Origin of the sequence: Mesorhizobium sp. M1182 (assembly GCF_040318335.1) — a bacterium.
Classification (GTDB): domain Bacteria; phylum Pseudomonadota; class Alphaproteobacteria; order Rhizobiales; family Rhizobiaceae; genus Mesorhizobium.
Genome location: NZ_JAMYMD010000027.1, coordinates 63,458 through 81,580, shown reverse-complemented (window position 1 = coordinate 81,580; position 18,123 = coordinate 63,458). Strand labels below are relative to the sequence as shown.

Sequence of the window (18,123 nt, the reverse complement as noted above, 5' to 3'; positions counted from 1 at the left end):
ACTCGGCTGGAGCGATCTGCTCGGCCGGAGCGGATTCTGTTTGCTGCTGCTGATTGCGCCGCTTCTTGCGGGGTTGCTCGGACTCGGCTGGAGCGATCTGCTCGGCCGGAGCGGATTCTGTTTGCTGCTGCTGATTGCGCCGCTTCTTGCGGGGTTGCTCGGACTCAGCTGGAGCCGCCTGCTCGGCCGGAGCGGATTCCGTTTGCTGCTGCTGGTCGCGCTTCTTCTTTCTGGGCTGCTCTGCCTGCTGGCTTTGCGCGCAGGCCTCCGCCGACTCGCCCTCGGCGCAACTCGATTGCACTGGGATGAGCGGCGCTGCGGTACGTTGCACGGGGCCGAATGCGGCGTCGCCTTGCAGTGGGAACGCGCCTAGCGGCGCGGACGCCATCAACAGGCCAAGCGCCGTGCCTGCCAGAATCCGTGGTTGGCGTTTCATCATAAACACTCCTTGTGGCGTCCCATCCATGCCCAAACTTTCAGCAACCATGTTTGGTTCCTGTTTGTAGGTTCTAGCTGTGGCACAGGGCGATTGACCGGCGTTTTGAAGGCGACTTCATGTCATTCGTATGGTCCTGGCGTATGTTCCGGCGTATGGTCCCGGCGTATCGTTCGGACGAGGGTGCACGGTTGCCGTGCTTGACCTTGAAGCGTCCGGGGGCCACATGCCGACGATGGAAAAGCCGTTCTGGAAGACCAAGACGCTCGAGGCGATGACCCCGGCCGAGTGGGAATCACTCTGCGACGGTTGTGGCAAGTGCTGCCTGTCGAAACTCGAAGACGAGGACACCGGAGAGATCTACTGGACCAGCGTCGGCTGCCGGCTGTTCGACGCTGGAAGCTGCCGCTGCTCCGACTATGCCAACCGGCTGGCGCGTGTTCCGGATTGCGTCGGGCTGACGCCGCAGAACGTGCGCACCATCAGCTGGCTGCCCAAGACCTGCGCTTACCGGCTGGTGGCCGAGGGCCGCGATCTCTATTGGTGGCACAGGCTGGTGTCGGGAAGCGACGAGACCGTGCACGAGGCCGGCATCTCGATGCGCGGCCGGGTCAGCGCCAGCGAGACCGACCTTGCCGAGCCGGACGACTATTTCGACCATATGCTCGCGGACGAGCCTTAGGATTTCCTGCGGTAACGAAGACCGGGAACCATGGCAAAAGGGTACGTTCCCCATCTGCCCTGCATAGAACGGTTCCAGAAACGGACAGACTAACGGCTGGCCCATTCTTGCCGCATGAACGGGGGATGAATGGCCGGTTCGCAAAAAATTCAGACAGGCGGGTGCATTCTCCTCGCATAGGTTTGACGAAAACGGGTGGAAACCCTCAAACAAGGAGAGAAGACAATGTTCAATACCATCAAGACGGTTGCTCTTTCGGCACTTGTCGGCCTTGGCACGCTTGCTGCCATCCCCGCTCATGCTGACAGCATCTATCTCGGCTTCGGCAACAACCAGGATCCGCGCGTCGGCGTCTATACCGGCGACGAAGATGATGGTTACTATCGCGAACACCGCCGTCATGGCGGCTGGCGCCGGTCCTGTTCGCCGGAGCGTGCCATTGACAAGGCCGAACGCATGGGCCTGCACCGCGCCCGCATCATCGACATCAACCGCCGCACGGTCAAGGTCGCCGGCCGCCAGTATGGCGACCGCGTCGTAATCGTATTCGCCAACGAGCGCGGCTGTCCGATCATCTATCGCTAAGGTCTTCGGGCTTGCGGCCGGCTGACTTGCAGCCGGTAGAGTAGCGGAGCCCTTTCCGCCAGGACGGAAAGCGCGGCTCAAAAAACCCCGGAGGATCGATCCTCCGGGGTTTTTTCATGCTGCAAGCGATGATCATTTCAATTCGAAAGTCACCGTCACCTGTGCGGTATAGGAATTCTCGCCGGCTTGCACCGGGACCGACGCGCCGGCGGCATCGAATGCCTTGGCGTTGATCGGCATCGGCGGTGGTGCGAAATTCTGGTCGGTGATTTCCAGGACCCGGCCGATGCCGACGCCGGCCGCTTCGGCCAGCGTCTTGGCCTTGGCCATGGCATTGGCGACGGCCTTCTTGCGCGCCTCGGTGACGGCTGCCGCCGGATCGTCGTTGGAGAAGGAGATGCCGCCGCCCTGGTTGACGCCGAGCGACACCGCCTTGTCGAGAATGTCGCCGGTCTTGTCGATGTCGCGGACGCGCACCGAAAGCGTGTTGGTCACCTGATAGGCGACAAGCTCGGCCTCCTGGCTGCCGTCGGGCTTGTTGGTGTAGTTATAGCGCGGATTGATCTGGATGCCCGCTGTCTGCAGGTCGCGCTCCTTGATGCCGGACGATTTCATGGCAGCGATCACCGCGGCCATGGCGTCGTTATTGGCATCGAGCGCTGCACGTGCCGTCTTGGCTTCGCGCATGACGCTGAGCGTCAGCAGAGCCAGATCGGGTGCTATCGCCGCCTCGCCTTCACCGGTGACGACGATACGCGGCGGCGGTGGCGAATCGGCGGCGGCCGCGATCGCCGGAAATGCGATTGCGGCGGCAATCGCCAGGGGCAAGATACGTCTGGTCATGAAATCTCCTCGATCTGGGATCCCAAGACAGCCGAGTGTTGGCCGGCGTCCAATGGGCGACGTGCAATAGGTTATCAATATGGGCTGATTTGGGCGATCCCTGCCAGCCCCCTTGGAACGCCTGCTCGGAAAGCCTTGTGCGGTTCAGGGAAAAACACTAATCCAGCGCCGTGGGGCCTGTAGCTCAATGGTTAGAGCCGGCGGCTCATAACCGCTTGGTTGGGGGTTCGAGTCCCTCCGGGCCCACCATTGGCTTTTGTGGCCGTTGATTTAATTGGATTTTTTGGCCATTTTTGTCCCACCTCTTTCAACCCCCTCAGAAAGTGGGACAATTTTGTTCTCTTTTCGATCGATAACCAGCAGGTATTTCGCCGCTCTCGCTACCTTCCGGCGACGCGCTTTCTTGATGTAGTGGTCGGGCTGCTGGTACGTAGTCCACCCATATATCGCCTTCAGCTGCTCGTGCGTCGCGCCGTTCTCAGCGGCGATCGTCGCGCCGGCCTTGCGAATTCCATGAGCACTGCAGTGCGGCAGCTCAGCTTGATCACACCACTGGCGCATCTTGTTGCCCAGACCGTTCTCCGAGAACGGGCGACCATACTCATTGACCAGGAAGGTCATCTGGTCGGAGGGCGTGTGCTCAAGTTCCGCCTCTAGTTCGGGCAGAAGCGGGAGCTCCACCAACACCGCATCCTTGTTACGACTGGTCTTCCCAGGCTTAATTCTGATCCACTTCTCCCACTGCTCGGTCTCCTCGTTGTAGACGAGCGTGATGTGCTGTCGACCGAAGATCGCGACGTCGGACAACCGCAGGCCAGTAAACATGAAGATCGAGAGCGCACGTCTGGCTGCGGTACCCAGCGGATGCCGCTTCTCATATTGAACGATCTCCGACACGTCCCATGGGTGCCAGCCGTCGCCGCTCTTTAGCCGTCTGATGCCGCGGGCGGGATTGGAGTCGACGCCCGGAATCTCTGTGTCCTTTGCCCACTCAAACATCGCGCTGATGGCTTTTACGATATTGTTTGCCGCGCCAAGGGCGTCGAGCCTGGTGTCCCTGATCTCCTTAACATGAGACCGTTTCATACCGGCGAATGGCAGAGATCCCTTGGTGGGATACTGAGGATCCGGGTCACCTTCGAGGGGATGAGGTAATTCGCATACGCGCTCCAGAATTGCTCGTCGGCGCGCCATAGTGTCTTGGGTGATTTCCGTGCCGCCCCGACGGTAATACTCCTGGCAAAGCCACAGTAACGTGCCTTTCTTCGCTGGCTCGGAAGGCTTGGGGAGGCGCCGGCAAATCTCGGGAAGAGTGCCGGGCCGAACATAAGAGACCTCGGCGCGTGCGCAGCGCAGTTCCTCGAGGAACTCGTCGCTGCCGGTCGGTTCACGGAGCCGGACCTTCTTCCGACCCGGTGCGCGAAAATAGTACCGATCATTGCCGTGGCGATCAGTGTCCTTCACTACGCCCTTAAGATCGATTTTCACGGGCTCATCCGTCATGTTCGTGGTTTTCGATCCCAAGGATTGTCTAGTGGCGGCGAATCTTCGTCAAGCTTTGGTGCTCCTCCGATTTGGCGGTGAGGGAGCTTTCGAAAGGCCAATACAAGTTCCTCGACGTCCCAAACAATGCGCCCCTTGCTCGGCATTCGTGGCTGCGGCATCCGGCCGTCCTGGACCATTTCATCAAAGGTCGTTGAGCTTACGCCGATGAACGTCGCAGCCTGCTCGCGATTGATTCCTACCGGCGGGAGCGAGGGCGGCAAGACGCTCGGGGTGCGTAGCATCGGTTTAGCGCGTTGAAAGCGCGTTTTTGACGCCTGCCTGTCTTCCTATGTACCTGTCCGAATATTGCAGACGCTCAATCATGTCCTAGCCCTGTGCTTGCAGGCTCACCCTAGGTCTCCAGACCTAGGATCGCTCAAGACACCGGACTCTTTTCCAGCCTTTGTGTACGATGATGGGTATCTTAATGCGCTCGAGGCCAAGAACTGAATGGTCGGCGACTTGGAAGGGCAAAATGACCGTGGAACCACGAATCTGAGTCAGAGGCGGAATCATGGCTGTGGTTTCAGACGGTTATGACTCTCATGCATGCGTAACAACCAACAAGAATACCAACAAAATGTTTCTGTGGTTACTTTCATTCCTCATGGAATGCGCGACTGATTTGGTCCGACAGCGGCTTCACAAAATAAGAAAGCGCCGTACGCTCGCCCGTCTGGATCATCGCTTCGGCCGGCATGCCGGGCACGAGCGTCAGGTCCTTGAGCTTCGTCAGTTCCGCATGCGGAACCGACAGACGCACCAGGTAATACGAAACGCCGTTTTTTTCGTCCGTCGCCAGATCGGCTGCGATCCGGCTGACATATCCGTTCAATACCGGCGTGGTCCTCAGATTGAAGGCTGACATCCGCAGCACGGCCTTGTGACCAAGCTGGATTTGGTCGATGTCCTTCGGGGTGATTCGTGCTTCAAGCGCAAGATCGTCGCCTTCCGGCACGATTAGCATAATCGGATCGGCGGGCGTGATCACTCCTCCGACCGTATGAACTGCGAGTTGTTGAATGGCGCCTGACTGCGGCGCGACAATATCGATCCGTCGCAGTTCCTGTTCAGCCGCCACCTTGCGCTCAACATACTCCCCAACCTGCGCCTGAACCTCTCTGAGCTCCTGGCCGACTTCCGTCTTGAAATCCGGATCGATCTGCAGGATCTGCAGGCGCGTTTCGGCTATGCGGGCTGCCGTCTGTGCCTGATGTGCAATCTTCTCACCGCGTTCGCCGCCGAAAGTGGCAACCTGCGTCTTCAGACTGTTCAAGCGTTGGTCCGAGACAATGCCTTGGTCGCGCAGCCCACTCAGGGCAGCAATTTCCTTTTGGAGGATCTCGGTGCTTTTCTCACAAGCGATTGCCTGCGCCTTGAGCCCCTCGATCTCGTGCTCATATTGAGTGATGCGTTCCGCTAGCTGCGCCTGCCTTCCGTCGCGGGATTGTCTGCGGAATTCGAACAGCCGCGTCTCGCCATGTACTGCCGAAGCTACGTCCGGAACATCTCTGCGGGCGAGCAGCCAGTCCGGGAAGGCGATCTCCGCCAGATCGTCACGCTCAGCTTCGAGTCGTGCCAGGTTGGCGGCCAGCTCATCGAGCCGCTTGGTGACTACAGCGAGAGTGGCGCGCGTCTGGGTGGCGTCGAGCCGCATGAGGATGTCGCCGGCTTTTACTTTATCACCTTCGCTCACCAGGATTTCTCCCACCACCCCGCCGGTCGGGTGCTGCACCTTCTTCACATAGGAATCGACGACAAAGTGTCCGGACGCGACAACCGCGCCGGAGAGATTCGTGAAGGCCGCCCAGGCTCCGGCTCCTCCCACAAAGATCACGCTCGCCAGCAGGCCCGCCACCAGGTGCCGGCGAATGGACCTGGAAACGTCATTGTTCTGATGAATGCCGGACACCGGGATCCTCCATGTCAGCGCGCTCGTTATCCTGTGTAGACTCGATGGCCTTGACCCCAGCGCCTGATGCCATCGCTGCCCCCTTAAGGACTTTGGAAAGCGCCTCATCACGCGCACCGAATGCTCGCTGCCGTCCACCTTCCATCACCAACACCAAATCCACGGCGCGGATGGCGCTCGGCCGATGGGCAACGACAACCGCAATGCCCTTGCGCTCGCGCACGGAGGCGATCGCCTTGACAACCGCAGCCTCGCCTTCCGCATCGAGATTGGCATTGGGTTCATCCAGCACAACAAGGAAAGGGTCTCGATAAAGAGCACGGGCAAGACCGATACGCTGGCGCTGCCCGGCGGAAAGTGCCGATCCGGCCTCACCAATCGGAGTTTCGTAGCCGTGCTCAAATCGGAGGATCAGTTCGTGTGTGCCCGCTGCTTTCGCCGCGGTGACAATAGCCTCAGGGTCAGGATTATCTTCAAAACGAGCGATGTTTTCGGCAATGGTGCCGTCGAATAGTTCAACACCTTGCGGCAAATAGCCGATATGACGGCCTAGCGCTTCCCGGTCCCATTGATCGAGGCTTGCGCTGTCGATGCGAACCTTTCCGGCGACCGGCGCCCATGCGCCGACGATGGCGCGCGAGAGTGTCGACTTGCCCGAACCCGATGCACCGATGATCCCGAGTGCGCTTCCCGCCTGAACGGCAAACGCAAGGCCGGTCACGGTCGGCTTCCTTTCGCCGGGCGGAACGATTGTCACGCCTTCGAGGCGGAGTTCGCGTTCAGGTGCAGGCATTGGCATAACAGGAGCGGTTTCAGGAACCTTTCCCAAGAGGTCCTCCAGCCGCGCCCAACCCTGGCGCGCCATGAGGAAGGGTTTCCAGCTTGAAATGGCCAGATCGACCGGAGCCAGCGCACGCCCCATCGTGATCGAACTGGCAATCATGACCCCGGCCGTAGTCTCCTGCCTGATGACAAGGTACGCGCCGACGGCAAGAATGGCCGATTGCAGCAGCACGCGCAGCGACTTTGAAATGCCACCCAGCCCACCTGCCACGTCCCCGACTTTCCGGTTGGCGGCCAGATACTTGGCATTGGCCTTGTGCCATCGGGCAGCGATCCGCTTTGCGAGACCGAGAGCTTGCACGACCTCGGCATTGCGGCGCGCTGCTTCCAGTAGACCATTGCGTACCATGTTGTGGTCAATGGTATCGCGTATCGGCCCTTGCGAGAGAGTGTTGGTAAGGAGTGTCAGAGATGTGAGACCGATCGCCCCGATAAGTGCCGTCATGCCGATCCAGAAATGAAAGAGGAAGCAAATGCCAAGATAAAGCAGCATCCATGGCAGATCGAAGAACGCTGTCGGGCCGTTTCCACCTAAGAATCCGCGAACATTGTCGAGATCGCGTAGCGGCTGCAAGCCGTCGCCCGGCATGCGCGTTAAAAGCGGAAGGCGAACGATCGCATCGTGAACGCGTCCGGAAAACTGTTCATCGAAACGCTCGCCAATCCGCAGCAGCACGCGGGCGCGCAAAACGTCGAGCAGGCATTGGAACGCATAAAGCCCTGCAGCAAGCACGACGAGCCCCACTAGCGTCGATACGCTGCCACTTGCCAGAACGCGGTCGTAGACCTGAAGCATGAACAGCGGCGAGATCAGCGCAAGCACGTTGACCACGCCGCTGATCAACAGAATTCCCCAAATAGCGGAAGTCAGAGGGAAAGGTCTCAAAGCTGAATCCTTCAAGGAATGGTTACTCACGTAGGTCTCCGTGAGGATCTGGCGACCCAGCTCCCTATATTGCTCCCCGAGCGGCAACCGACTGCATCCGCTCGCTGATTCAGGATCAGTGCTCCCGCCGAATGTGTTTGGTTTGGCATCTAATGGAGCGGGTCAACAACAACACCGTCCGGCTGAAGGTTTGGAAGGGCAACGTCATCGTGGCCGGCCGCAAGGGCCCGAACAGGCTTCCGCCTCCACGCCTTCAGGGAGATTTCGGTGTACGACCAGCGCGACGTGCAGGGCTTCGTCAAGCTGTACACGCTGCGACTGCTCCCGGGCGCCCCGGCCCATCGCAAGTAGCGGAAACGGAAGCGCCCGCCCCCGGGGGGCGGGGCGCTGTTCCGTATGGGTTTTCTGGATCAAACGAAGGTGAAGTCCGACGCGGTCAGGCCTAGGTCGGCCACGGTGACCACACCGCCCAGGTGGACGAATTCATGCGCGTTGTTGTCGGCGGTGACATAGGCCAGAGTTGCGACTCTGTCGGTGTAGCTGCTTTGGTAGACAATGATGTCGCCGGCGTGCTCGCCGGAGATCGCACTCGCGGCTTCAGAAGCAGAGTTGAAAGATTCGCCAGTGATTACCACGACGTGTTCGCCGTTCGCACCTGAGGCCGCACCACTGTAGAAGCTGCTCACCGGGTAGCCGGACTGTATGCTGGCGTTGTTGACGAAGTTCGCGCCAAAACCGTCATTGTAGAGGCCCACCGCATCGAAGGCGAACTTGTCCTCCGCCGGGTTGAAATCGGTGATAGTGGTAATGTCCGACTTCGACCCGACAACCCCAGGCACCGGATTGTGGAACTGGAACACGAACGTGTCACTGTCGGTGCCCCCGGTCAACGTGTCCTGGCCGTCACCCACGTAGAGGACATCCTGGCCGGGACCGCCGCTGAGCCTGTCATTGTCCTCACCGGAGACGCGCGGGTTGAAGCGGCCGTTGTCGCCGGAGAGATCGTCCCAGCCATCTCCGCCGAAGATGCGGTCGTTACCCTTGCCGCCGATGAGTCGGTCACTGTCCGGGCCACCCGAGATCTCGTCGTTGCCGCCACGACCGTCAATCCAGTCACCGCCCTGGAAACCCTCCATCCAATCGTCAAGCTCGGTGCCGATGAGTGTTTCGGCACCCGGGCCACCCTCGATAATCTTTGCCATCGAAAATACTCCTAATGATGCACCCTGCCTGACGCGTTCATATTGCTCATCGGATAATTAGAGAAATCGATTGCTTGGATAGACACACATTTACGAAATGGATGCATTCACGTTCACTTCGCCCTTCTGCTGAGCAGTTGCGGGCTCGCTGGCGGCGGGGACGCTGGTCGCCCAAGCAATCGATGAAGATTCGACACTCAAACCGGGACTAGGACGAACTTCGTAACGGGGCCGTCCTGGTTGGGCCCCAAACTTCTCTCTGTTTGCTCGACGCCGGCATACCCGCACCGTGAGCGCTGGACGAGGACAAGTTCCGCTGGCGGAGAACGGCGTGATCGGCTTGCCGCGCCGAAACTGATGGCGCTCGTCGAAGGCATGGACTGGACACGCGTTCGAGCCGAACGGCGACGGCGTCCGGCCGGAAGGCGGTGGCGAAGTGACTCAGGCGCAAAAGGCGGGCTTCAGGCCGTGCACAATAAGCTTCTGTCGGCGTCATGATGAGAAGCGCTTCGGCCCGTCCCCACGAAATCGATACGCTCAAGGCGATGTTCGTCGCCATGGCGGCGGAGAAGGCCGAACTGCAACAACTCCGGAGCGAAACACTCAAGGCCGAGATCGTCCGGATGGCGACACTCAACGAGCGTGCCCAGGTGAGGATCGCCGACCTTCATGGGATCGTCAAGCAGCTGGAGCGCGCCGCTTCGGTCGCAGCTCCGAGAAGCTCGAACGTGCCTAGCAGGCCTTCGCCTTCGAAATCCAGACCGGGCTCGGCGCGATTGAGTCCGAGCTCGAGGCCGCAAGACCGACAGGCGAGCCGCGACGTGCTGCGCGACCGCGCAAGGCGTTCCCGGCGCATCTGGAGCGGGTCGAGATCGTCATCCAGCCCGAGCCATGGGGGAAGAAGCGCTCCCGCAGCCAATCGTCCAGTCCGTCAAACGCGGTCGGCCGCACAGGCTTGCGAAACGGAACAGTCCCGCCCTCGCTTAGATACCGAGGCACCGTGTTGCGAGCGCACCCGAATTCGTTCGCCCGTCGGTTCCCCAGCCAAGCTCATGCAGCGGCAGCATCGCTGCCACCTCTTCAGGTGAAGGATCTGCTCTCCCTGCATCGTTCTCGACAATGCAGGAATCGCCCAATCCCAATCGCCATCCATGCCTCCTCTCATAACCGAGGGGTCGTCGGCCGACAACTGAGACGTCCGGTGCTCTTAGGCGGGGTAATCATACGAGATGCCTCCTGCAACATCATTTCCCGCATCCATAGGCTTGCCGGATCATTATTGTGAAACGCAGGCCATTGGACGGCCTCCGTGAATGCGGCAGGAAGTGGCGGCGGAAGTTCGACAATCCGCAGGGGTGTTGTTTTTGCGAAATGCTGCGCCAGCCGTAAGGGCATTGTCCCGATGCGGTTGGTGCCTGATAGAAGGGGCGGGATCATGCTAAAGCCCTGTACGACGACCTCGATACGTCTCTCGAAACCGTTCTCGAGCAAATACCATTCCTCGATGGAGGGCTGCCGGGTGTCCCCGAATTTAAGCACAACCTGCCCCATCGACAAGTATCGGTCGAATGTAAGTGGCTCTGACAGCTGCTTGTTCGTGCCGCAGCCTACGCATACGAGTATATCTTCGAACAGGGCTGCGCGAGGATGTTTCGACATGAACACTTCCGGCATAATCAGAAAATCAACGTCGCCGCGCCGGAGAAGCTCCTCGGGGTCGTCGGAAATAAGCAGACATTCGAAGCGGACGGCGGGAGCTTCCCGCGCAGCACGCTTTACGATCTTCTTAAAAAATACGAGTGTGAGGTAATCGGAAAGGATGATGCGGAAGCGACGATCCGATCGGGCCGGGTTAAAGGCGTCCCAGGAAATAATCGACAGCTGGATGTGCAGCAATGCCTCCCGGACTGCTGTGGCGAGCCCCTCCGCGCGCGGTGTCAAAATGAGTTCGCGGCCGTTCATCGTAAATAGCTCATCGCTGAAATAGGCGCGTAACCGACCGACGGCGGCGCTCATGGCCGGCTGACTCAGGTTAATACTGCGGGCCGCGGCGGTGACTTTACGCTCCCTGATCAAAGCGTCCAGCACAACCAGGAGATTTAGATCGAGTCCCTTAAAACGCATGTATTGACCTATCCGACGCGTGGATGGGTATCGCCCAAAGAATCAATTTTACGAATGGTAAGTAGCGTCAACGCATCAGCCGACGACGAAATAGAGCAACCGATAGGAAGAACGGCAAAACCGTGTATATGCAAAGCGCGCCGATATGCAGGCCCATGCTGCCGGCCGGACGGCCAAGCATCGCCGGACGAATGAGGTCAATTGCATGTGCGAGCGGCAACAAGGAGGCGACGTCCTGAAAGGCGCCGGGCAATTGGTTGACCGGAAACATCGCGCCGCAAAGGAACAGCATGGGTGTTACAACAAGCGTATTATAAAATATGAAATATTCATAACTGGGCGCAAGCGCCGTGACGACCATCGCTAGACTCGCGAAGGCGAGGCCACTGAGAGCGATGACTGGCAGCAAGCAGAGGATGGATGGCCACGATGTGTAGCCGAGCGTGGTGGCAACAATAGTGATTGCTGTGCCCGCCATCAGGGCCTTGGTGGCTGCCCACGCCAATTCGCCGAGTAAGATATCGCCGAGCGTCAGCTGAGTGCATAGCATTCCTTCCCAGGTGCGCTGGTTGTCCATGCGGCCGAAACTCCCGTAAACCGTTTCAGCAGTCGCCGATGCCATCGCGCTTGTGGCAACCATGCCAGCCGCGAGAAACGCAATGTACGAAGTGCCCTCAACAGGACCTATCATTGTTCCGATGCCAAAGCCGAGACCGAACAGATAGATCATCGGATCGGCGAGGTTGCCGAGAACCGATGCAAGCCCGATTTTCTTCCATCCAAGATAGTTGCGGCGCCAAACCGCGACCCAATTCCACGCATTGGCGGGCATGGCCGCCGCATAACGTTCGCCCATTGTTCAGTCCTCCATCTCGCGCCCGGTTAGCCGCAAGAACACATCCTCGAGATTGGGGGGACGCTGCAGAAGGCGCAGACCGGCGCGCCCGCGTAGCTGCACCAGCACCTGCTCCGGATCGGGTGCATAGCAAAAAAGCGTCTCACCGCTCACCTCGATGCGCTGTGCGTACGGCCGGATCAGCGCACCCAGTTCATGCGGATTGCCGCCGTAGACCTCGACCACGTCACAGCCGATCTGCTCGTCAATGAGTGCGGACGGGCGGCCTTCGGCGATCTTGCGCCCCTCCTCCATAACGCACAGCCGATCGCACAGCCGCTCGGCCTCTTCCATGAAATGGGTAGTCAAAAGAATAGTCTTGCCCCGCGCCAGCAGCGATCGCAGCCGTTCCCAGATCAGGTGGCGGGCCTGCGGATCGAGGCCGGTGGTCGGCTCGTCCATCACCAGCAAGTGCGGGTCATTGATCAGCGCACGCGCGAGCGTCAGGCGCCGCTTCATGCCGCCGGACAGTTCGGCGACGCGCGCATCCGCTTTGTTCTCGAGGCGGGCGAACTCAAGCAGCGACGGTATGACCGCTTCGATCTGGCGTCTGCTCATCCGGAAGTAGCGCCCGAACACCAACAGGTTCTCGCGTACAGTGAACGCGGTATCAAGATTGTCGAACTGCGGGACCACGCCGATGCGCATACGTGCCAAACGCGCGCGCGCCGGCACTGGAGCGCCGAGCACAGTAATCTTCCCCGCATCAGGCGATGTCATGCCGAGGACCATACGCGCAATCGTGCTTTTGCCCGCACCGTTCGGTCCCAAGAGCCCGAAGCATTCCCCCGCCGCAACGCGGAACGACAGTCTGTCGACAACGAGCTTGTCATAAGTTTTGCTTACGTCAGTAAGATCGATCGCTACCATGGACATGGGTTCATTTTACCGAGAGGGACGCCAAGACTGGCGGTTGCTTGGTTGCCTGCCGGACCTGAAACTGTGACTCGTCTTCGCCATCCCAGCCGTCGATAACGAACTGATCGACATCACAAGGATTTAGCCCCTGTTCCGCCAAAGCGGCGACAATTACGTCGAGATTATCGATGGTTTGATAACGCGGATTGTTGTGCCGCTTTTCCTGCTCAACGCAGAAGACGAGCCGTCCATCCTCGACAAGGGCGATCGCCCCATCATGGGTCAGCTTGGTACCACAGATGCGCATAGTGTCTCCACGTTAACGGCGATAGATTCGATTCATCAGGAAGCGGAAAGCGGGTTCCGGAAACGGACGAGCAAGCAGTCTTCGTTGACCGACTCGCCCCGACACTCAAGACGCTCTACCTCGATCAACGTTTCGTTCAGCATGGCGATGACCGGCTCAGCACCAGCGGCGTGACCCCAGCGACGGCAATTAGCATCCCTTGCCGATCCGAAGATCAGATGCCCGCCTGGCGCAAGCACCCGCACCAGGTTTTTGACGGCCGCGCGCATCTCGGCTATGTCTTCGAGGTAGTATAGGACCTCCGCCACAACGATCAGGTCAAACAACTCGTCGGTCGAAAACTGTTGAACATCGGAGACTATCCAGTTGATGCGCGACGGCTCCTTTATCCGTTGACGTGCTCGAGCAATCGCTTGCGCCACCACATCGATGACGGTGAGCCCTTGGCAGTTGGGAGCTAGTTTTTCCGTGAATGCGCCGGCAGCGCACCCGACTTCGAGGGCATTTGTAATGGAGCCTTGGGCAAGCGCCAGCTGGAGCATTTGCGTGTGGCGCTCCCGCTCGAACGGATTGCCGTCGAGGCGCCACGGATCGTCTGCGGCCAATTCCTGATCGAGCAACTGATGATTCATGTTCTGGGTCAAACTCGTCCACCTCTCGTCCACCTAGGTAATTAGCGATCACTCGTCGCCGCAAATGTTGCCCGACAGCGCTAATCCCGAAGAATCCCGCGCAAGATTGAGCCTGCGAAGCGGAGCCGCATGCGGTGAGAATTCTGCCCTGCTTGATCCAGTGATCGGAGTTTGGGTGGGGGCCTGTTTTCCCCCAGTGTTCGATGTAGCGACAGCAGAGCTTCGCGACAGCCAATCGCTATTGCTCAATGTACACAGCGCGTAGGCCTTCAAGGGAAGTAAGAGAAAGATGTTGATGAACGTGTGCAGGGAAAAGCCCAGAAATCGAAACTGTCGAGCACGAAATGCTACCACGCTGCATCGGACCATGGTCATGGACACAATCATCAGTCCTGTCCACCAAGGCACAGTGCCTGTCAGTGCGAAATGTGCGAGGCCCGTTAGTACCGATAGGGCGAGGAGTAGCGGCCCGAGATTCTGTCCGACCACGTCCAACGTGAGATAGCTATTGAGGCCGGGCAGCAAGCGCAGCCCAAGCAGCGTGTCCCGGAATGTGCTTCGTGCCCAACGGAGTTGTTGGCGCAGATACGGTCCGAGTCTGTTCGGAACGACTGTGGCCGCGATGGCGCCCGGAACGTACTCGGTTCGAAAGCCTGCTTTCAGCATGAGGATAGTGAGATGGCGATCCTCCCCGAAGTCGCTTGGCTTGCCCCGAAAAAATTGCGACTCGTACTGGTCCAGTAACAAAAGGAGCGCAGACCGGCGGTACATGGCACATGGGCCGCAACAGCACATAACGGCACCGAAGCGAGCCTGTGCCGCGCGCTCCTCGTTGCAAGCCAGCCAGTACTCCATGTCTATCAGCCTTGTCAGCCAGCTCTCGCTCCGGTTACTGGCAATCAACTGACCCATGACTGCGCCGACCGCTGGATCTCGCATCTTCGGTACAAGCTTGGTGATGACGTCGGGCGCGAGTATCGTGTCTGAATCAACGTTAAGCACCAAATCCCCGGATGAGCGGCGTATCGCGGCGATCTGCGCCTTGCGCTTTCCAACATTCTCGGGAAGCAAAATGATGTCGAACCTAGGGTCGCGCGCGTAGGTTTCGTGGACAGTTCCTACGGCTTCGCGATTTCCAGAACCGTCATCAACCACATAGACCCGAAGTCTTCCGGCGTATTCTTGGTCTGCAATGGACGCCAGGCACTCTGAAAGCGTGCGCGGATCCTCGTTGAAGCAGGGGACGATGACATCCACGCTGGGCAGTTGATCGGAGCCGACGAGATCCTCCAACGCCGATGAGTCGTTTGTCGGCAGAGCATAAATCCCCTGCATGCTCTTATAAGCAGTCGAGAGCAGTGCATAAAGCGAAATGGCCACAGTGCTGGTTGTACCAAGAAGAGTCATGGGATCTCGTTTGTTCAGTGATGTTGAGGAAGTGAGCGGATTACAAATCCGCGCTCATGAAGTGCTGGAATCAGCCGGGACAGCGCCGTGACCGTCTGGTCGCGCAGACCGGCGTGAGCGCCCTGGCTCAACTCGCCGGGAGGGCATCCGTCGTGCAAGAGTACGATTGCGCCCGGCCGGACAGAGGCGAGCACGGTATCGATAATCGCGTCGGCCCCAGGGCGAGACCAATCTCGAGGGTCGACGGACCAATGGAGGGCCGTCAGCCCGGCGATCTGTGACGCTGTGAAGACTTCTTCGCTCCAGGCCCCGTAGGGCGCGCGAATATAGCGCACCGAGGCCTGGGGGCACGCCCTCATGATGGCGCCGTTCGCTTCAAAGATCTCACGTTGCACTTCGCCGAAGCCGCATTTGTACAGATCCGGATGAGTCATCGTGTGGTTGCCTAGCTCGTGCCCTTCTGCAAACATTCGTTGGATTAGATCCGGGTGCTCTAAGGCGTAGGCGCCGATGACGAAGAAAGTGGCCGGCACCCGCTGCTCTGCCAGCACATCCAGAATCTCCGGTGTGAAAAGTGGATTGGGACCGTCGTCAAACGTCAGATAAACGCTGCGACGGCCGGTGCCGTCAGAGCACTCACGGCGCACTTCGTACAAGCAATCGGGACGGCTCATAGCTCTGGTCCGTTCCGATCGATCATCGTGCCCGTGGGCCATTCGCTGATCGGCCGTCCAACTGGCAGAACAATGGTGAGTGCGTCATCAATGCGTGTGGGCGGCAGGTCGAGGCGCGCCTCTGGTCGGGTGGAGCGCACGCGAATTCCCGACAAGACGGCCAAAGGGCTGTATCGCCGCCCGAACCTCTCAACATGATTCCGCAGCGCGTGCCGGACGGTTCCGAAAGCGAATGGAACGCCAAGCTCCTGCAGTATTGGAAGCACGACATGGATTGAATGGGCGATTCCGAGACTCTCAAGATCCGGACGTACCCCGTACAGGCCCAGCTCAGCCACCAACAGATCGACCGCGTCAACCTTGATGAAACGGCGCAGTATGCCCATGTGAGCCGCTACACCGTTCGAATCATAGGCGATTGCGCGGAGTTCAGGCCTGGCGCCGGCCCAGCTTCGACTACCTTCGAACGGTTCTGCGTTGGACGCCCCAGTCGGCCCGTAGGTATTACGAAAGAACTGGGCGAGCTCGACGTGGTCCGAGAGCTGCAACTCGTTTTCCCAGCACAATTTCCACTGCACCTGAGGGCGCATTCAGGACCTCTCTTCAAAATAGTTTCTTGCGGGCCGCATTACCCGGCCAAAGCGGCGGCGTTGTTGGCTGCACTCAACCGTTGTCGTTAGCGACGGTGAGCCAGCCGGTGGGGGCTCGCCAATGAGCTCTCTCGATGTTCCCCCCCGTGTGGCGGCGCCGTCGATTTGAGCTTGACGTCGGTCATTTACGTTCCTCTAATGCATGGTTCGTAAATTCGTAAAATTGATTGTTTAGATGATGCCCATCCACACGCTGGATAGATCAGGATATGCGGTTTAAGGGGCTGGATCTGAATCTCCTCGTTGTGCTGGACGCTCTGATCAGGGAGCGTAAAGTCACTGCCGCGGCCAACAGTATTAACCTGAGCCAGCCGGCCATGAGCGCCGCCGTCGCTCGGTTACGCGCCTACTTCAGCAATGAGCTATTTACGATGAACGGCCGCGAGCTCATTTTGACACCGCGCGCGGAGGGGCTTGCCCCAGCAGTCCGGGACGCATTGCTGCACATCCAGCTATCGATTATTTCCTCCGACGCCTTTAACCCAGCCCAATCGGATCGTCTCTTCCGAATCATGCTTTCCGATTACCTCACGCTCGTGCTTTTTAAGAGGATCGTAGAGCGTACTGCGCGGGAAGCTCCCGCCGTCCGCTTCGAATGTCTGCCTATTTGCGACGACCCCGAGGAGCTTCTCCGGCGCGGCGACGTTGATTTTCTGATTATGCCGGAAGTGTTCATGTCGAAACATCCTCGCGCAGCCCTGTTCGAAGATATGCTCGTATGCGTAGGCTGCGGCACGAACAAGCAGCTGTCAGAGCCACTTACATTCGAGCGATACTTGTCGATGGGGCATGTCGTGCTCAAATTCAGGCACACCCGGCAGCCCACCATGGAGGAGTGGTATTTGCTCGAGCACGGTTTCGAGAGACGTATCGAGGTCGTCGTACAGGGCTTTAGCCTGATCGCGCCCGTCATATCAGGCACCAACCGCATCGGGACCATGCCCTTACGGCTGGCGCAGCATTTCGCAAAAACAACACCCCTGCGGATTGTCGGACTTCCGCCGCCACTTCCTCATCCCGCATTCACGGAGGCCGTCCAATGGCCCGCGCTTCACAATACTGATCCGGCAAGCCTGTGGATGCGGGAAATGATGTTGCAGGAGGCATCTCGCCTGGCGCCTTTGCTTGAAAGCTATTGAGCGTCTCGGGCTTCCTGGAGGCGGTCGCGATCGCGTAGGAGCGGTTGCCATTCGGGCGTCAGGCCTTTGGCTCGGCAGAGCGGCGCAGTTCCTTGCTGAGTACGAGGGCCAGGAACGAGCAGAACACATGCCCGGGTTGGTGCTGAGTTGACTGCCGCCTCCGATTTCGCGTGCGAAGTCCCAGAAGATGTTTAGCCCCACTCAAATGCCAACTTTGCCGGCCTTGCCGCGGCTTTTCACGCGCGGCCAGGCGAGGAGATGCCGGTCGACGAGGTCAATCCCAATGGACTGTGCCGGCCTCGCTCGGCTACTGGCGTGAGGCATCCTTGACGACACCGCCCTGGACCGACAACGTCGAGATGTTGGCAATGAAGCCGGTCGCGATTGACGCTGCGGATGTAGGCAATTTACCTCGCGCTTCCGCCTGAACGCGTGGCCGATCCGTTCACCAATTGGCGCTTCATCCTGGGCCGCGGCTGAGGCCTGTGGGGTGCGGCTACCCC

General features: G+C 59.4%; 15 protein-coding genes, 1 tRNA gene and 3 pseudogenes. 4 read left to right on the top strand and 15 right to left on the bottom strand.

All coding sequences use genetic code 11. The features are described 5' to 3' along the window. A pseudogene (locus NKH33_RS25125) lies at window positions 1–487 on the bottom strand (hypothetical protein); the annotation flags it as partial. 184 nt (window positions 488–671) lie between these two features. On the opposite strand from NKH33_RS25125, the gene NKH33_RS25120 reads away from it, so the two are divergent. Then, on the top strand, window positions 672–1,118 hold the full coding sequence (locus NKH33_RS25120) for a YcgN family cysteine cluster protein (RefSeq protein WP_023678278.1): 447 nt from the start codon (window positions 672–674) through the stop codon (window positions 1,116–1,118). A gap of 225 nt (window positions 1,119–1,343) precedes the next feature. After that, window positions 1,344–1,703 (top strand): hypothetical protein, encoded by a 360-nt coding sequence (locus tag NKH33_RS25115; protein WP_352637442.1) that lies wholly within the window; start codon window positions 1,344–1,346, stop codon window positions 1,701–1,703. Between the two features lie 132 nt (window positions 1,704–1,835). Here NKH33_RS25115 and NKH33_RS25110 read toward each other — a convergent pair whose 3' ends face one another. Further along, entirely contained in the window at window positions 1,836–2,546 is a 711-nt protein-coding gene (locus tag NKH33_RS25110) for an SIMPL domain-containing protein (RefSeq protein WP_352472400.1), read from the bottom strand. Between the two features lie 173 nt (window positions 2,547–2,719). Between NKH33_RS25110 and NKH33_RS25105 the strand changes: the two genes are divergently transcribed. After that, window positions 2,720–2,795: transfer RNA gene (locus tag NKH33_RS25105), tRNA-Ile, on the top strand. A 21-nt stretch (window positions 2,796–2,816) separates the two neighbouring features. Here the strand turns inward: NKH33_RS25105 and NKH33_RS25100 are convergent. The 13 genes and pseudogenes from NKH33_RS25100 to NKH33_RS25040 form a co-directional block, all read right to left on the bottom strand. After that, window positions 2,817–4,034 carry a tyrosine-type recombinase/integrase gene (locus tag NKH33_RS25100; RefSeq protein ID WP_352566044.1) on the bottom strand — a complete coding sequence of 406 codons (1,218 nt, stop codon included), beginning with the start codon at window positions 4,032–4,034 and terminating at the stop codon, window positions 2,817–2,819. Between the two features lie 655 nt (window positions 4,035–4,689). After that, the gene (locus tag NKH33_RS25095; RefSeq protein ID WP_352548197.1) at window positions 4,690–6,003 is read right to left on the bottom strand and encodes an HlyD family type I secretion periplasmic adaptor subunit; all 1,314 of its coding nucleotides are present in this window, start codon (window positions 6,001–6,003) and stop codon (window positions 4,690–4,692) included. Further along, window positions 5,978–7,747: a type I secretion system permease/ATPase gene (locus NKH33_RS25090; protein WP_352450798.1), complete on the bottom strand. Its 1,770-nt coding sequence runs from the start codon at window positions 7,745–7,747 to the stop codon at window positions 5,978–5,980. Before NKH33_RS25090 ends, NKH33_RS25095 begins: the two co-directional genes overlap by 26 nt. 395 nt (window positions 7,748–8,142) lie before the next feature. After that, window positions 8,143–8,934, bottom strand: a complete 792-nt coding sequence (locus NKH33_RS25085) for a calcium-binding protein (protein WP_352483785.1) — start codon at window positions 8,932–8,934, stop codon at window positions 8,143–8,145. An 891-nt stretch (window positions 8,935–9,825) separates the two neighbouring features. After that, window positions 9,826–10,087: pseudogene (locus NKH33_RS25080) on the bottom strand (hypothetical protein); the annotation flags it as partial. Window positions 10,088–10,095: 8 nt separating this feature from the next. Beyond that, entirely contained in the window at window positions 10,096–11,058 is a 963-nt protein-coding gene (locus NKH33_RS25075; protein ID WP_352687762.1) for a LysR family transcriptional regulator, read from the bottom strand. Window positions 11,059–11,125: 67 nt separating this feature from the next. Then, complete coding sequence (locus tag NKH33_RS25070) at window positions 11,126–11,914, bottom strand: ABC transporter permease (protein WP_352483783.1); 789 nt, start codon at window positions 11,912–11,914, stop codon at window positions 11,126–11,128. 3 nt (window positions 11,915–11,917) lie between these two features. Next, window positions 11,918–12,829 carry a nodulation factor ABC transporter ATP-binding protein NodI gene (nodI, locus tag NKH33_RS25065; RefSeq protein WP_023719311.1) on the bottom strand — a complete coding sequence of 304 codons (912 nt, stop codon included), beginning with the start codon at window positions 12,827–12,829 and terminating at the stop codon, window positions 11,918–11,920. Window positions 12,830–12,872: 43 nt separating this feature from the next. Then, window positions 12,873–13,118 (bottom strand): annotated as a pseudogene (locus tag NKH33_RS25060) (carbamoyltransferase N-terminal domain-containing protein); the annotation flags it as partial. Between the two features lie 35 nt (window positions 13,119–13,153). Further along, window positions 13,154–13,750, bottom strand: a complete 597-nt coding sequence (gene nodS, locus NKH33_RS25055) for a nodulation methyltransferase NodS (protein ID WP_352687925.1) — start codon at window positions 13,748–13,750, stop codon at window positions 13,154–13,156. A 48-nt stretch (window positions 13,751–13,798) separates the two neighbouring features. Next, window positions 13,799–15,157: a chitooligosaccharide synthase NodC gene (gene nodC, locus NKH33_RS25050; protein WP_352687760.1), complete on the bottom strand. Its 1,359-nt coding sequence runs from the start codon at window positions 15,155–15,157 to the stop codon at window positions 13,799–13,801. Between the two features lie 14 nt (window positions 15,158–15,171). Next, the gene (gene nodB, locus NKH33_RS25045; RefSeq protein ID WP_352615317.1) at window positions 15,172–15,831 is read right to left on the bottom strand and encodes a chitooligosaccharide deacetylase NodB; all 660 of its coding nucleotides are present in this window, start codon (window positions 15,829–15,831) and stop codon (window positions 15,172–15,174) included. After that, window positions 15,828–16,421 carry a NodA family N-acyltransferase gene (locus tag NKH33_RS25040; RefSeq protein WP_352483781.1) on the bottom strand — a complete coding sequence of 198 codons (594 nt, stop codon included), beginning with the start codon at window positions 16,419–16,421 and terminating at the stop codon, window positions 15,828–15,830. Before NKH33_RS25040 ends, nodB begins: the two co-directional genes overlap by 4 nt. Before the next feature lie 269 nt (window positions 16,422–16,690). Here NKH33_RS25040 and NKH33_RS25035 point away from each other — a divergent pair, with 269 nt between their 5' ends. After that, window positions 16,691–17,620: a LysR family transcriptional regulator gene (locus NKH33_RS25035; RefSeq protein ID WP_352506788.1), complete on the top strand. Its 930-nt coding sequence runs from the start codon at window positions 16,691–16,693 to the stop codon at window positions 17,618–17,620. The last annotated feature ends 503 nt before the right edge of the window (window positions 17,621–18,123 follow it).